The sequence below is a fragment of the Vibrio sp. CCB-PB317 genome (genome assembly GCF_022808245.1).
GTDB lineage: Bacteria > Pseudomonadota > Gammaproteobacteria > Enterobacterales > Vibrionaceae > Vibrio > Vibrio diabolicus.
Genome location: NZ_JALGNU010000001.1, coordinates 268,177 through 282,253, shown reverse-complemented (window position 1 = coordinate 282,253; position 14,077 = coordinate 268,177). Strand labels below are relative to the sequence as shown.

Annotated in this window: 11 protein-coding genes; 6 read left to right on the top strand and 5 right to left on the bottom strand. The window is 45.9% G+C overall.

Annotation, left to right across the window (positions count from 1 at the left end; all coding sequences use genetic code 11):
• Positions 1-515: 515 nt before the first annotated feature.
• The 6 genes from glnA (at position 516) to add (ending at position 9,145) form a co-directional block, all read left to right on the top strand.
• Positions 516-1,925, top strand: a complete 1,410-nt coding sequence (gene glnA / locus MTR11_RS01355) for a glutamate--ammonia ligase (protein WP_005395023.1) — start codon at positions 516-518, stop codon at positions 1,923-1,925.
• A 197-nt stretch (positions 1,926-2,122) separates the two neighbouring features.
• On the top strand, positions 2,123-2,704 hold the full coding sequence (locus tag MTR11_RS01350; protein WP_243326912.1) for a DUF4124 domain-containing protein: 582 nt from the start codon (positions 2,123-2,125) through the stop codon (positions 2,702-2,704).
• A 132-nt stretch (positions 2,705-2,836) separates the two neighbouring features.
• The gene (gene glnL / locus MTR11_RS01345; RefSeq protein WP_012841226.1) at positions 2,837-3,883 is read left to right on the top strand and encodes a nitrogen regulation protein NR(II); all 1,047 of its coding nucleotides are present in this window, start codon (positions 2,837-2,839) and stop codon (positions 3,881-3,883) included.
• A 57-nt stretch (positions 3,884-3,940) separates the two neighbouring features.
• The gene (glnG, locus tag MTR11_RS01340; protein ID WP_005395036.1) at positions 3,941-5,344 is read left to right on the top strand and encodes a nitrogen regulation protein NR(I); all 1,404 of its coding nucleotides are present in this window, start codon (positions 3,941-3,943) and stop codon (positions 5,342-5,344) included.
• Between the two features lie 102 nt (positions 5,345-5,446).
• Positions 5,447-7,993, top strand: a complete 2,547-nt coding sequence (locus tag MTR11_RS01335) for an EAL domain-containing protein (protein ID WP_243326910.1) — start codon at positions 5,447-5,449, stop codon at positions 7,991-7,993.
• A 147-nt stretch (positions 7,994-8,140) separates the two neighbouring features.
• Positions 8,141-9,145, top strand: coding sequence for an adenosine deaminase (add, locus tag MTR11_RS01330; RefSeq protein ID WP_005395038.1), 1,005 nt, complete (start codon positions 8,141-8,143; stop codon positions 9,143-9,145).
• 70 nt (positions 9,146-9,215) lie between these two features.
• Here add and hemN read toward each other — a convergent pair whose 3' ends face one another.
• The 5 genes from hemN to MTR11_RS01305 form a co-directional block, all read right to left on the bottom strand.
• Positions 9,216-10,607, bottom strand: coding sequence for an oxygen-independent coproporphyrinogen III oxidase (gene hemN / locus MTR11_RS01325; protein ID WP_005394456.1), 1,392 nt, complete (start codon positions 10,605-10,607; stop codon positions 9,216-9,218).
• 184 nt (positions 10,608-10,791) lie between these two features.
• Complete coding sequence (locus MTR11_RS01320; RefSeq protein WP_005379254.1) at positions 10,792-11,280, bottom strand: DUF2489 domain-containing protein; 489 nt, start codon at positions 11,278-11,280, stop codon at positions 10,792-10,794.
• Positions 11,281-11,287: 7 nt separating this feature from the next.
• Complete coding sequence (yihI, locus tag MTR11_RS01315; RefSeq protein WP_109168672.1) at positions 11,288-11,830, bottom strand: Der GTPase-activating protein YihI; 543 nt, start codon at positions 11,828-11,830, stop codon at positions 11,288-11,290.
• Positions 11,830-12,468: a class I SAM-dependent methyltransferase gene (locus tag MTR11_RS01310; RefSeq protein ID WP_170902479.1), complete on the bottom strand. Its 639-nt coding sequence runs from the start codon at positions 12,466-12,468 to the stop codon at positions 11,830-11,832. The genes yihI and MTR11_RS01310 overlap by 1 nt, the downstream gene beginning before the upstream one ends.
• An 839-nt stretch (positions 12,469-13,307) precedes the next feature.
• Entirely contained in the window at positions 13,308-13,925 is a 618-nt protein-coding gene (locus tag MTR11_RS01305) for a c-type cytochrome (protein WP_005379248.1), read from the bottom strand.
• Positions 13,926-14,077 lie beyond the last annotated feature (152 nt).

Sequence of the window (14,077 nt, the reverse complement as noted above, 5' to 3'; positions counted from 1 at the left end):
AGATAGATGAAATGCCCCCACGCTGAGAACGGGTGCTCTCTGGCGACATTTGCTGATTAAAAAAACGGCCATAATGTACCAGATTTTAGCAAAAAGCCTAGAAATATGTGATCTACTCCCGAGCATTTCTGCGATTTTTACGCTTAATGCCCATTTTCTTCCTCAGAACGAATTGATTAAACGCAACTTTATTCCAATCGATGCATAATTCAAATTGACTCTTGCTCAAAAACTGGGCTGAATAAGCAATGCGCCTGTCACATTATGGTGCAATAATTATTTTCCGCACCACAATAGTGCAAGTAAAGATCATTTTGGTGCAATCATCTGCACCAAGCTAGCGCCAAAAAAACACAATTGCTTGAAATTAATGGAATATTTTTTTTGGCACGGTTTTGGCTTTAGTTAAAACAGCATCGATTAATGAAAAGTCAAATTGATTAATCAATGCCAGGTTTCATGAATAATTCATAAATCGAGCTTTTACCGCTTATTAACACTGGAGGTTATCCAAGATGTCAGTAGAAAACGTTCTATCGCTGATCCAAGAAAACGAAGTTAAGTTTGTTGACCTACGCTTCACTGATACAAAAGGTAAAGAGCAGCACATTTCGATCCCTGCTCACCAAATCGACGCAGACTTCTTCGAAGAAGGTAAAATGTTCGATGGTTCATCAGTTGCTGGCTGGAAAGGTATCAACGAATCAGACATGGTAATGATGCCTGACGCATCTTCTGCTGTGCTTGACCCATTCACGGAAGACGCAACACTAAACATCCGTTGTGACATCTTAGAGCCGGCAACAATGCAAGGCTACGACCGTGACCCACGTTCTATCGCAAAACGCGCTGAAGACTTCATGCGCTCTACTGGCGTTGCAGATACTGTACTTATCGGTCCTGAGCCAGAATTCTTCCTATTTGACGACGTGAAATTCGCGACTGACATGTCAGGCTCTTTCTTCAAGATCGATGACGTAGAAGCAGCATGGAACACAGGTTCTGATTACGAAGAAGGTAACAAAGGTCACCGTCCAGGCGTTAAAGGTGGTTACTTCCCTGTAGCTCCAGTGGATTCATCTCAAGACATCCGTTCTGCTATGTGTCTAGTCATGGAAGAAATGGGTCTTGTTGTTGAAGCGCACCACCACGAAGTGGCAACAGCGGGTCAAAACGAAATCGCAACTCGTTTCAACACGCTAACAACCAAAGCTGACGAAATCCAAATCTACAAGTACGTTGTACACAACGTTGCTCACGCGTTTGGTAAAACGGCAACATTCATGCCTAAACCACTTGTTGGTGACAACGGTAGCGGTATGCACGTTCACCAATCTCTAGCGAAAGATGGAGTAAACCTATTTGCTGGTGACAAGTACGGCGGTCTATCTGAAATGGCGCTTTACTACATTGGCGGTATCATCAAACACGCTCGTGCAATCAACGCATTTGCTAACCCATCAACAAACTCGTACAAACGTCTTGTACCAGGCTTCGAAGCGCCAGTTATGCTTGCTTACTCTGCACGTAACCGCTCTGCTTCAATCCGTATCCCTGTGGTACCAAGCCCGAAAGCACGTCGTATCGAAGTTCGCTTTGGTGACCCAGCGGCTAACCCATACCTATGCTTTGCATCAATGCTAATGGCTGGTCTTGACGGTATTAAGAACAAGATCCACCCAGGCGAAGCAATGGATAAAGACCTTTACGATCTACCAGCAGAAGAAGCAGCAGAAATCCCAACGGTTGCATACTCACTGAAAGACGCACTAGCAGAGCTAGATGCTGACCGTGAATTCCTAACAGCGGGTGGTGTATTCTCTGACGACTTCATCGACTCTTACATCGAGCTGAAATCTCAGGACGTAGAGCGCGTGAACATGACAACTCACCCAGTTGAGTTCGAACTTTACTACTCTGTATAAGGTCGACACTGTGTAAAATGTAAACACAGCAACAAAATATTAGGCTCGCCTCGCAGGCGGGCCTTTTTTGTATTCGTCAGTCAAGATTCGACGTTTAACATGAGGGGATAATAAAAATACGCTTGGACTTTTTACCTTGTAGGTCAAAGAGCTAAGCCATTGAAACGTGAAATCATCGATTAAAAAGAAGGTGAGCAATGAAAGTTCAGCTTATTCCATCGCTATGTGCTCTCAGCGGATTGTTAATCGCCTCCATCGCATCAGCGCAGGTTGCTTATACATGGGTAGATAAAAATGGCGTGGTTCATTTTAGTGATACGCCAAACCAAGGTGCAAAAACCATCGCGCTGCCAAACCTTGAAGCCAGCGCACCCGCTCCTAAGGTAGAAAGCACGGAATCACTCGCCCCTCAGACCAAGCCATCGAAAGAGCCACAAGACAAGCCGGAAAAGAAAACCGATAAACCTCTCCCATTAAAGCTCTCGATGCTGACTCCTCAACATAACGAAACCATCCGCAGCAACCGAGGCATCATCAATATTCAACTGGAAACCAATCGCAAGCTTGGTATCGGCGAACAGTTGCAACTGCTGCTCGACGGAAAACCTTATGGTGCGCCACAAAGCCATATGATGTGGCAGTTAAACAATATTGACCGAGGCACCCACACACTGGCCGTGCACGCGAAAAGAAGCGGCAAGCTTATTGCATCTACTAGCCCTATAACGGTGCATTTACATAGAGCAAGTGTTAAGCCGACCGTAAAAGGGGCAAAATAGAATATCTGGTGAAAAAAATAGCATCACTGCGGTGCTTTTCACTTTTTCTTCTGAGATTTATTCGCCATACTTAACGTTCAATTGCACCATTATTGTGCAACGCACAATCTTAAAGCAAAACAAGGACGTAATGTGGATACCAGTCTTCCTAGTGCCATTCTCAACAACATGGTGACAGCAACGCTGATTCTTGATGATGGATTGGCTATCCGTTATGCCAATCCGGCTGCCGAGTTGCTGTTTTCTCAAAGCGCGAAACGTATTGTTGAACAATCGCTTTCTCAATTGATTCAACATGCGTCGCTGGATCTCGCGCTGCTCACTCAACCATTGCAAAGTGGCCAAAGCATCACCGACAGTGACGTCACTTTCGTTGTTGATGGCCGCCCCTTAATGCTAGAGGTGACAGTTAGCCCAATCACTTGGCAAAAACAACTGATGTTACTCGTCGAGATGCGCAAAATTGATCAACAGCGCCGACTCTCTCAAGAACTGAACCAGCACGCCCAGCAACAAGCGGCGAAACTGTTAGTCCGAGGGCTTGCACATGAGATCAAAAACCCGCTAGGTGGATTACGTGGTGCAGCGCAATTGCTAGAAAAAATGCTGCCAGATCCCTCTCTCACCGAGTATACGCACATCATTATTGAGCAAGCCGATCGTTTAAGAGCGCTCGTTGATCGATTACTCGGGCCACAAAAGCCAGGTAAGAAGACACAAGAAAACTTGCATCAAATTCTGGAAAAGGTCCGCCAGTTGGTTGAATTAGAATCGCAACGTTCAATCGTGATTGAACGCGATTACGACCCGAGCTTGCCAGAAATTTTGATGGATGCGGACCAAATCGAACAGGCGATGCTTAATATCGTCAGTAATGCGGCGCAAATTCTTAGCCATCAAGAACACGGTAAAATCACAATTCGCACCAGAACGGTGCATCAAGCTAATATTCACGGCAAACGCTGTAAACTCGCTGCGCGTGTCGAAATCACAGACAACGGCCCTGGCATTCCACCGGAATTACAAGACACGCTGTTCTATCCCATGGTCAGTGGCCGCGAGGGAGGAACTGGCTTAGGGCTGTCTATTTCACAAAATTTGATCGACCAGCACAATGGAAAAATAGACGTAGAAAGCTGGCCTGGTCACACAACATTTACTATTTATTTGCCGATCTGATTGCGCTAATGGACTTCAAGTCGCATCAGTTTTTCGGTTTGCTGCAAGGATTACTACATGAGTAAAGGATATGTTTGGGTCGTTGATGACGACAGTTCGATTCGCTGGGTGATGGAGAAAACGCTCTCCTCTGCCAACATAAAATGCGAAACCTATGCCGATGGGGAAAGCGTTTTGATGGCGCTCGAACGCGAAGTACCAGATGTGCTGGTATCGGACATTCGCATGCCGGGCATTGATGGATTAGAGCTGCTAAAACAAGTACAGCGCGATTACCCAGACCTTCCCGTGATTATCATGACCGCCCACTCAGATTTGGATGCGGCAGTGAATGCGTACCAAAAAGGCGCCTTTGAATACTTACCAAAACCTTTTGATATCGATGAAACCTTAACTCTGGTTGAACGAGCGATTGCACACAGTCACGAAAATAAACGTGAGCAACTCTCTCCAGAAGACATTCCTGCGGAAACGCCAGAAATCATCGGTGAAGCGCCAGCCATGCAAGAAGTATTTCGAGCCATTGGTCGTCTTTCTCGCTCCTCAATTTCAGTATTGATTAACGGTGAATCGGGCACGGGTAAAGAGCTCGTTGCTCATGCGTTGCACCGCCATAGTCCTCGCGCCAACAAACCTTTTATTGCACTCAATATGGCGGCGATTCCCAAAGATCTGATTGAGTCAGAGTTGTTTGGTCATGAAAAAGGGGCATTTACCGGGGCGAACAATGTTCGTCAGGGTCGATTCGAACAAGCCAATGGCGGCACCCTATTTTTAGACGAAATCGGTGACATGCCGTTAGATATTCAAACCCGTTTGCTGCGTGTTCTGGCCGACGGACAGTTTTATCGAGTGGGCGGTCACTCCCCAATCAGCGTCGACGTAAGGATTGTCGCGGCAACACACCAGAATTTAGAAAAGCTGGTGCATGAAGGCGATTTCCGTGAAGACTTATTCCATCGCTTGAACGTGATTCGAGTGCAGATTCCGGCATTGCGTGAACGTAAGCAGGACATCGAAAAACTTACGCAGCATTTTCTTATCCGAGCGGCTGATGAGCTGGGGGTCGAAACCAAAACTCTGCATCCGTCGACCGTTGAAATTCTTAACCGCCTTGATTGGCCGGGCAACGTGCGTCAATTAGAGAATATTTGCCGTTGGTTAACCGTCATGGCCAGTGGTAGCGAGGTATTGCCCAACGACTTACCAAGCGAACTGCTCGAAGAGAAAAAATCCATTTCGGACTCTGAGCATGGCAGCTGGCAAGAACAATTGGCGGATTGGGCACGTCAATCACTCGCGGCAGGAGATAAAGAACTGCTTTCTTATGCTTTACCAGAATTTGAGCGCATTTTATTAGAGGCCGCTTTGGAGCACACTAAAGGTCACAAGCAAGATGCCGCTAAAGTATTAGGCTGGGGGCGAAACACGCTTACCAGAAAATTAAAAGAATTGTACTGACAATCACTTACGTGGTGCGTTAACAACGAGGGTCGTTTGTCACTCGATATTAACAAAAATATCAGTACAATTATGGCGCACCACCATCTATGTGATTAGGCAATGTCTACTGCTACGACTCAAATTACACTGCGTACCGCTGTTCTCATTCCATTTGTCATGATCTTCTTACTGGCGATCGGTGTCATTGTCTACGTCCAAAAGCAAAGCTACGAAGAAGTGGTCACAGATATCAGCGACAAACAACTTTCCGTGTTAACCGAAAGTGTCCACGACCACCTTAATAGCTATCTGCGCAAGCCGTTTACTGCGGTTATGGCTCTCGCGCATAACGTCAGCTATCACAACCTTTATCACCCTCACGACACCTCAGATATTCAAAGCTACCTGCTGAGTGCATTCAAAAACCTTTACCAATCGATACCGCAGTTGGATGTCATCGCATTTGGTTCAGAAAGCGGTGACTTTGCCGGGTTCCGCCGCGAGCTTTCCGACGATTACACCTTAATGGTTCAAGATCGATATACCGATGGTGATCTGATTATTTATGGCACCAACCATGTGAGTAATAGCATTCGAACGGTTATCTCTCCATACGATCCTCGCACTCGCCCATGGTATACGCCCGTCGCTGAGACTCAAACCTCGATGTGGTCTGAGATTTATACGAATGCCGATGAACGCCAGGATATTACGCTGTCAGCCATGACACCGGTGTATAAACACGACCAATTTGCTGGCGTTTTGGTGACAGACATTCGTATCAATACATTCAACGAATTTCTGCGCGAGTTAAAATACAACACCAAAGCTTCGGTCTACATCATGGACCCAGATCATCGTTTAATCGCTCACTCAGGCCCGGGAAGCGTCATCTCATGGGGCACAAAGTTTTCTGATAAAGGGCAGCGTTTGTTTGCGGCTGAAAACGCAGATCCGATCATCAAAATCAGTGCGAGCCGCGTTCGGTCGTTTGATCTCAACAATACTAAGCAACCTTACACCTTTTCATTTGAGCATGACGGCCAACGTATTTTCAGCCGACTAACCCCATACCGAGATCAAAACGGTTTAACATGGTTTATTGGCACCTCTATATCTGAATCCGAGTTGCTGGGTACATTGCCGAAAAGCCAACAAAAGAGTTGGCTAGTCGGGTTTATCGTCAGCCTATTTGGTATCGCCATCAGTTGGATCATTTTCAACCGAGTCACCAGACCGATTAACGCGACGGCTGACGCCGCCCAACACCTTGCGAATGGCGATTGGGACAGCAGTATGCCAAAACCTGGTTATGTGTATGAGACAACGGTACTTGTGCATGCCTTTAATGAGATGACGAGTAACCTCAGAGCCTCATTTAAAGCGTTGCGTGAACAGTTGGTTTATGACTCTCTGACACGCTTATACAGTCGTCAGGGCTTGGTCGAAATCTGTGAGAACCAATCTCACCTGTGCCACGGCAGTTTATTTTTACTTGGTATCAACAAATTTAGAGATATCAACGACAGTGTGGGTCATCATAACGGTGATCAACTGTTGGTCAGCATCGCAGAAAGGCTAAAACAAGAGTTTAGTGATAACGCGTTACTGGCTCGGATTGGTGGTGATGAGTTCGCAGTGTTTCTCTCAAACGCCGATACTGAAGCCAAAGTTAAACAAACCGAGCGTCGATTACAGCAACTCTTTTCCACCCCATTTATGGTGGAAGGTGAGAATGTAGTGATGAAGATTTCACTTGGCATTGTGCAAACCCAACCAAATGAAACCATGCCGCTGTGGCTTCGCAACGCCAGCATCGCATTAAGCTACGCCAAGCAAGATTCACTGACCGGTGTCTGTCATTACAGCCCTGAACTGGCAAGCGCTTCAAAGTTCCGCACCCAAATGCTGACTAAGATTCAAACTGGCATCGAAAACCGAGAGTTTATCCCTCATTATCAACCTATTGTGGATCTCGCTAGTGGTAATGTGTGTGGCGCAGAAGCGCTGGCGCGCTGGCACAGTGACTCAGGAATGGTGTCACCATTAGATTTTATTCCAATCGCAGAAGAAAGCGGCATGATCAAAGCCATTGGCCAACAAATTCTGTTACAAGCTTGCCGCGATACATACCAAGCCATTCAAAGTAATCAGTGGCCATCAGACTTCCAACTGCATGTGAACATCTCCGTTAATCAACTGTCCTGCCCTGATTTTGTCGATACAGTGACCAACGTGTTGGATATCACAAAATTACCCGCCAGTAACCTAACACTGGAGATCACCGAGTCGCGCATTATTGATAGCGCACCAACCACACTGGAAAATATGACCAAACTGCGTGATATGGGGATTGGTATCGCGATCGATGATTTCGGTACCGGTTACTCATCACTGGGTTATCTTCACTCACTGCCATTTACTTGTTTGAAGATTGATCGCACCTTCATCAATCAACTCACGCAAGAAAACTTAGACAGTTCGGTCGTTGCTGCGGTCATCAATATCACCGCGGGCCTCAAAACCAATGTCGTCGCAGAAGGCGTAGAGGATAGCAATCAAGCACAATTACTGCGCTCTTTAGGCTGCAACCAAGTGCAAGGCTTCTATTACAGCCGTCCAATGCCGCTAGAAGAGTGGCCAACACATTTGGTTAACATGAAGTAGAAAAGAGCGAGAATCGTTGATTTCCTAGTCATCCTCTACTGACAATCTACCTAACTGTTATTTATACTTAACTGCAAATCTTACCCATGTATTGTCACAGATGATGTTTGGGCCCTGTTCCAGTTCATAACTATCCGGATCGACATAATGATAACGAAGAACCTTCCTCTTACTGATTTGCACCGCCACCTTGACGGTAACATTCGTACTAAAACGATTCTTGAGCTTGGCCAAAAATTTGGTATTGCTCTGCCAGCGTACGATATTGAGTCTCTAACTCCTCACGTTCAAATTGTCGAAGCGGAACCCTCTCTTGTAGCTTTCCTTTCTAAGCTCGACTGGGGTGTTGCGGTACTGGGCGACCTAGATGCGTGTCGTCGTGTGGCGTACGAAAACGTGGAAGACGCACTAAACGCTCAAATCGATTATGCTGAACTGCGTTTCTCACCATACTACATGGCAATGAAACACAAGTTACCAGTAGCGGGTGTTGTTGAAGCAGTCGTGGACGGTGTGCAAGCGGGTATGCGCGATTTTGGCGTGAAAGCCAACCTGATCGGCATAATGAGTCGCACATTTGGCACCGACGCATGCCAACAAGAACTGGACGGCATTCTGAGCCAAAAAGATCACATCGTTGCCGTCGACTTGGCGGGTGACGAACTGGGCCAACCGGGGGATCGCTTTGTTTCTCACTTCAAGCAAGTACGAGATGCTGGCCTTGGGGTAACGGTTCACGCTGGTGAAGCAGCAGGTGCAGAGAGCATGTGGCAAGCAATCAATGAGCTAGGCGCAACTCGTATCGGTCACGGCGTAAAAGCGATCCACGATCCAAAACTGATGGATTACCTAGCAGAAAACCGCATTGGTATTGAGTCTTGCCTAACATCAAACTATCAAACAAGCACGGTAGAAACGTTAGAAAACCACCCTCTCAAACAGTTCCTAGAGCATGGCGTTCTTGCGTGTCTGAACACTGACGACCCAGCGGTTGAAGGTATCGAGCTGCCATACGAATACGAAGTAGCGGCACCAGCAGCTGGTCTGAGCCAAGACCAGATTCGCCAAGCACAAATCAATGGTCTTGAGATTGCATTCCTTTCAGAAGCAGAAAAAGCGGAACTGAAAGCAAAAGTAAAAGATCGCGCTTAAATCCAGCGAAAACATAAAAAAATGCCAGCATCTGCTGGCATTTTTTTATATCTTGAATCGGCGTCTATGATTAGATAACACGAGAGAATTGTTGCTGACGCGCCTTCGCTCGCAGGTACTTATCGAAGCTCATACAAATATTACGGATCAGCAAACGACCTCGCAGCGTCACACGAATTTCATTGTCATCCACTTCCACCAGCTCATCGTTGATGAAGGTCTGAAGTAGCTGCAAGTCTTCTTTAAAGTACTGATCAAACTTCACTTTAAACTCAGACTCGATCGCTTTCTTGTCTAGTTTAAAATTACAAATCAGCTGCTTGATCACTTCGCGACGTAGCAAATCATCAGAGTCCAGCGAGACCCCTTTCCACAGTGCGTGGCGAAGTTCGTTGACTTGAGCGTAGTATTTCTTCAGCTCTTTCTGGTTTTGCGCGTATGCATCGCCGATCATCGAGATTGCAGAGACACCAAAGCCAACCAAATCACATTCACCTTGTGTGGTGTAGCCTTGGAAGTTGCGATGCAAAATACCTTCGCGCTGAGCAACGGCAAGTTCGTCATCAGGCAATGCAAAATGGTCCATACCGATGAACTGGTAGCCAGCACCAGTCAGTGTCGCGATGGTGTCTTGCAGAATCGCCATCTTCTCTTCTGCTTTAGGCAGATCTTCGTCTTTAATCTTACGCTGCGCTGCAAATAGCTGTGGCATGTGCGCGTAGTTAAACACGGACAGACGGCCCGGCTGCATTTCCAGTACTTGTTCTAACGTCTTGGCAAAAGAGGCTTTGGTTTGCTTTGGCAAGCCGTAGATCAAATCTAGGTTTGTCGAACGGAAACCCAACTCTTTTGCGCGCGCAACCATCGCAAAGATGAACTCTTCATCTTGCTCACGGTTCACCAGTTTTTGCACTTCTTTGTTGAAGTCCTGAACACCGATGCTCAAGCGGTTAAAGCCTTCACTACGCAGGTGATCCAGCATGGTGATCTGAATTTCACGCGGGTCAACTTCGATACTGATTTCAGCATCACTGCTAAAGGTAAACTCTTGGCGCAACAGGCTCATTACGCGTGTAATTTGCTTTTCAGAAAGGAACGTTGGCGTACCACCACCAAAGTGCAATTGCGTTACCGTTCTGCCCACCAATAAGGCTGCACGTTGACGAATCTCATGCTCAAGCACATCGAGGTATTCGTCCGCTTTGTGCGAGTGGCGCGTGATGACTTTATTACAACCACAGTAGTAACAAAGCTTGTGACAGAACGGAATGTGTACGTACAGCGATAATGGGCGGTCTGGGTACTGAGTGCATGCCATATCATAATCAGAAATGGTGAACGCTTCATGGAACTCCAGCGCCGTTGGGTACGACGTGTAGCGAGGACCGGAATAGTTGTACTTATCCAATACCGCTTGATCCCAGACGATTTGCTGCTTCGATTCAGTGTGTTGATTCGACATGGTGGTACTTTCCGTTAAATGCTAGGGCAACGAAAGCCGTCACCCGATATTCAGAGCCGCTATTTTGCCATACGACGATGACAAGCGTGGCAACGCCGACTGGCTTTTTAATTATAAAACTAAAGAAGTGCTAGCGTGATCACGATACCCCCAGCAGTCATAAGGAAACCATTGGGGGTAACTATTAAATCATCTGAATATTGATTTGATTATTCAGTGGCTGGACGTTTTTCTGCAACACTTTGAGCTCTTCAATGATCGCATCAGTGAGGCGGCTTTCCGCTTTATGACGCGTCAAGTTCTGTTGCATACGCTCTTTCTTGGCAAGTTGTTGGCGTTCTTCACCACGCGCCATATCTTTCACGATATGGTAAAGCTCAGAAATTGCTGGGTACGTTTTATCAAAATCGACACGGTCTTCACCTTGTACATAATCCATGATGTTATACACACGAATACTGATTTCAGATAAATCGCATTGGCCTTGAATACCCGCCTGACACAAGGTATGCACATTCTCAAAAATGTTGGCGTTACGTTTATCTATCGCCAATTTTTGATGCTTTAGCTGCAATTCCTTTTGCTTTTTCAATTGAAGCAGAAGGTAACCTGCATAAGAAGCAAGTGCGATGATAATCACAACACCAGCAATAGCTAATAAGGTTACATTCATAGCTTAATTATCCTTTGTAGTCGTCGAAGTTAATGTCGTCGAAATCTGCCAGCAAGTCATCATCATTGCGCGTGCTTTTCTCAGCAGGAGCAGTGAAGTCTTCCTCTTCTTCAGGTTCCAACAAACCTAGTTGGTCCATTAGCTTCTCAATGCGGTCGAGCTTCTCATCGACGTATTTCTGTAGACCTGTGCCTAGGTTTTCACCCGCTTCAATACGGTCTAGCAACACGTTCAATTGCGCATCATTTTCTAGCATCTCTAGTTCTTGCTCTGCCGACAAACGACGCTCTTGCTTCGTCATTTTCCTCGCAGGCTCAACAACCAGAGGAATTTTCTTTTTACTGCCTAAACGCGGGTCGCGGTTTTGTGCAGCAGCTTGCTTTTTCTGCTCGTTAACCTCTGAGTTACGGTTACCCGTTTTCAAGCCTTTGCGCTTTTTAGCACGCTTGCGTAGGCGGCCTTCCACATCAGATTCTGTACGGTTACGAGTTACAACAAACTCAGGTGCGCCAGCGGCACCTGGCTTTCTAGATTTTTTACTACGGCTCATTACTGGGGTTTCCTCAGTAAAATTACATCATTACCAATAAATTCGAGTTCGAGCTTATCCCGCTCTGCTAGGAACTGGAACGTGTCACGACTAAAGAACACTACATGAGTGAGATCGTTCTTATAATGCCATGATTTGAAAGCCTCCACGTCGATGACCATTTTCGTCATCAGGCCTATCCAGCCCCCTGGCTTAACTAAATTCAACCATTGCTTCCACACCAAATCTGGGTGGTAGAGGTGCTCTATCACCTCTGTTGCTGTCATGAAGTCATACGTTTTTTCTAAAACCGACGTATCAGGGTGGTAGTAGAGGTCGTACAACGCCATGTTGTGCCCCGCCTCTTCCAGCATTAAGGAGAGCGTTGGGCCAGGACCACAACCAAAGTCGATACCATTTGATTGTGGAGAAATTCGCTCTGTGATCGGGTCAGCAATACGCGACAAAAAGCCTCGGTAACCTAAATCTTCAGGGTTGTTCTCATGCAAATCATAGTGAGCTTTTTCGGTTTCCGCATCCAAACGTTGGTCTGGATTCACAAACACCAAACTGCACTGCTCACATTGAAGATATTCACGTCGCTTATCTTCAAAATAGTGGTGAGTACGCTGATTTTGGCATAAAGGACAGGTATGCATGCTGACTTCCTCAAACAGGGATGCGAAACATACCAGAAAGTGAACTCAGATTGGAGTGTTACTGAGCATTTTTTCAGCAATTTTTGTTAAAAAACTTTGTTTACAACCCATCGAAGTAAATAAGTGCAGTAATCGTAATTCAGATTGCGACTTACCAAGGGAAAAGAATATAAAAAAAGCGACAGTCAGACTGTCGCTTTCTAAGTGCCATCAATTGGCGAAACTGTGTTGCACGCATTTGGTGCATCAATGTTCCCTTTGTTTTTCGAGCTTTCCCTGCCAAAAAGAGTTGTTTTTCATCTTCCTGATGAGTTTTGGCTATCCGTTTACTTCCTGTCTACTGAGCAACTTCCTGTGCCTGATCCGTTTCACTGTCTTAACCGTCAGACGAGATGACCATCCTTATCAGATAGGCTCCCTACCTATCTAAATCCCTTTCTAAATCACCAAGCATCCGAGCTACATCCTTGGAGACCTAAACCGTGGTCTTAAATCCTTACATTCACCCCCTGTGAACAACTTCTACTTTACGCCATCCCGCGGTGCTCACAAGTAATGGGTTGAAAAAATAATCCGCCTATTTTTCTAAAACATCAAAATTATCATTTAATCAAAAACTTAAAAACACCAACAAGAAAAAGCCAACATCAAGTATGGCAAATGTCTCACAAACTGCCGAGCTAACTATCGCTTTCGAACTCAAAGTCGACTGTGATATTTGTCACGAACAAAAATGCCCTAGCGAATTCACTAGGGCATTTTTGTATAAGTTGCTCGAACGATGTAGGGACATCTACCCAATAAACTCAAGATGCAGGATCTTGAGCGATTTAGGTATATTAGTGCAGACCGCCAACGTATTTAGACAGCACTTCGATATCTTCGTCTGTCATTTTCTTCGCGATGTCGCGCATCATGGCATTCATATCATTACCACGGTCGCCATCACGGAATTTTTCTAGCTGAGCTTTGATGTAGTCAGCATGCTGACCAGAAATTTTCGGGAAACCTGAAAGCTCAGTACCATTGCCACGAGGACCATGACATGCAATACATGCGGTTAGGCCACGCTCGGCATCACCAGCGGTATAAAGCGTTTTGCCTTTTGCTACCACATCTTCAGGTGTTGAGTTTTCTGAAACTGGTAGCGAAGCGTAGTAAGCAGATAGGTCTGCGATATCTTCATCGCTCAGTGGCATTGCCATACCACTCATTACAGGATCGTAACGACCTTGTTTACCACCACTTGTCATGCCTAGCTTAAGTTCTTTTAACTGCTTCTCAAGATACTTAGCGTGTTGGCCTGCGAGTTTCGGGTACGTTGTTATTGCACTGTTGCCATCTGCTCCGTGACAGGCGACACAGGTTTGTGATTTTGCTTTACCAGCCTCAATATTACCTTGGGCCCATACTGAGCAACTGGCTAAAAGACTCAAAATTAGCGCTAATTTCTTCATGACATTCCATTATAATTATCAAGCTTCCAGTACCACGGAATGTGAACATACCGCGTACACTCATGGTACAATAGGCGACCTTATGCCGAGCACGGTTATTTTACACATTTTCACAAAAAAGTAATCAATCGACTACACAAAGTCGAGATGGA

Bases quoted from the DNA above. Each gene is read 5' to 3' on its own strand.
- hemN (WP_005394456.1), bottom strand. From the start codon at position 10,607: ATGTCGAATCAACACACTGAATCGAAGCAGCAAATCGTCTGGGATCAA.
- glnG (WP_005395036.1), top strand. From the start codon at position 3,941: ATGAGTAAAGGATATGTTTGGGTCGTTGATGACGACAGTTCGATTCGC.
- glnA (WP_005395023.1), top strand. From the start codon at position 516: ATGTCAGTAGAAAACGTTCTATCGCTGATCCAAGAAAACGAAGTTAAG.
- add (WP_005395038.1), top strand. From the start codon at position 8,141: ATGATAACGAAGAACCTTCCTCTTACTGATTTGCACCGCCACCTTGAC.
- MTR11_RS01350 (WP_243326912.1), top strand. From the start codon at position 2,123: ATGAAAGTTCAGCTTATTCCATCGCTATGTGCTCTCAGCGGATTGTTA.
- MTR11_RS01335 (WP_243326910.1), top strand. From the start codon at position 5,447: ATGTCTACTGCTACGACTCAAATTACACTGCGTACCGCTGTTCTCATT.
- MTR11_RS01310 (WP_170902479.1), bottom strand. From the start codon at position 12,468: ATGCATACCTGTCCTTTATGCCAAAATCAGCGTACTCACCACTATTTT.
- MTR11_RS01305 (WP_005379248.1), bottom strand. From the start codon at position 13,925: ATGAAGAAATTAGCGCTAATTTTGAGTCTTTTAGCCAGTTGCTCAGTA.
- MTR11_RS01320 (WP_005379254.1), bottom strand. From the start codon at position 11,280: ATGAATGTAACCTTATTAGCTATTGCTGGTGTTGTGATTATCATCGCA.
- yihI (WP_109168672.1), bottom strand. From the start codon at position 11,830: ATGAGCCGTAGTAAAAAATCTAGAAAGCCAGGTGCCGCTGGCGCACCT.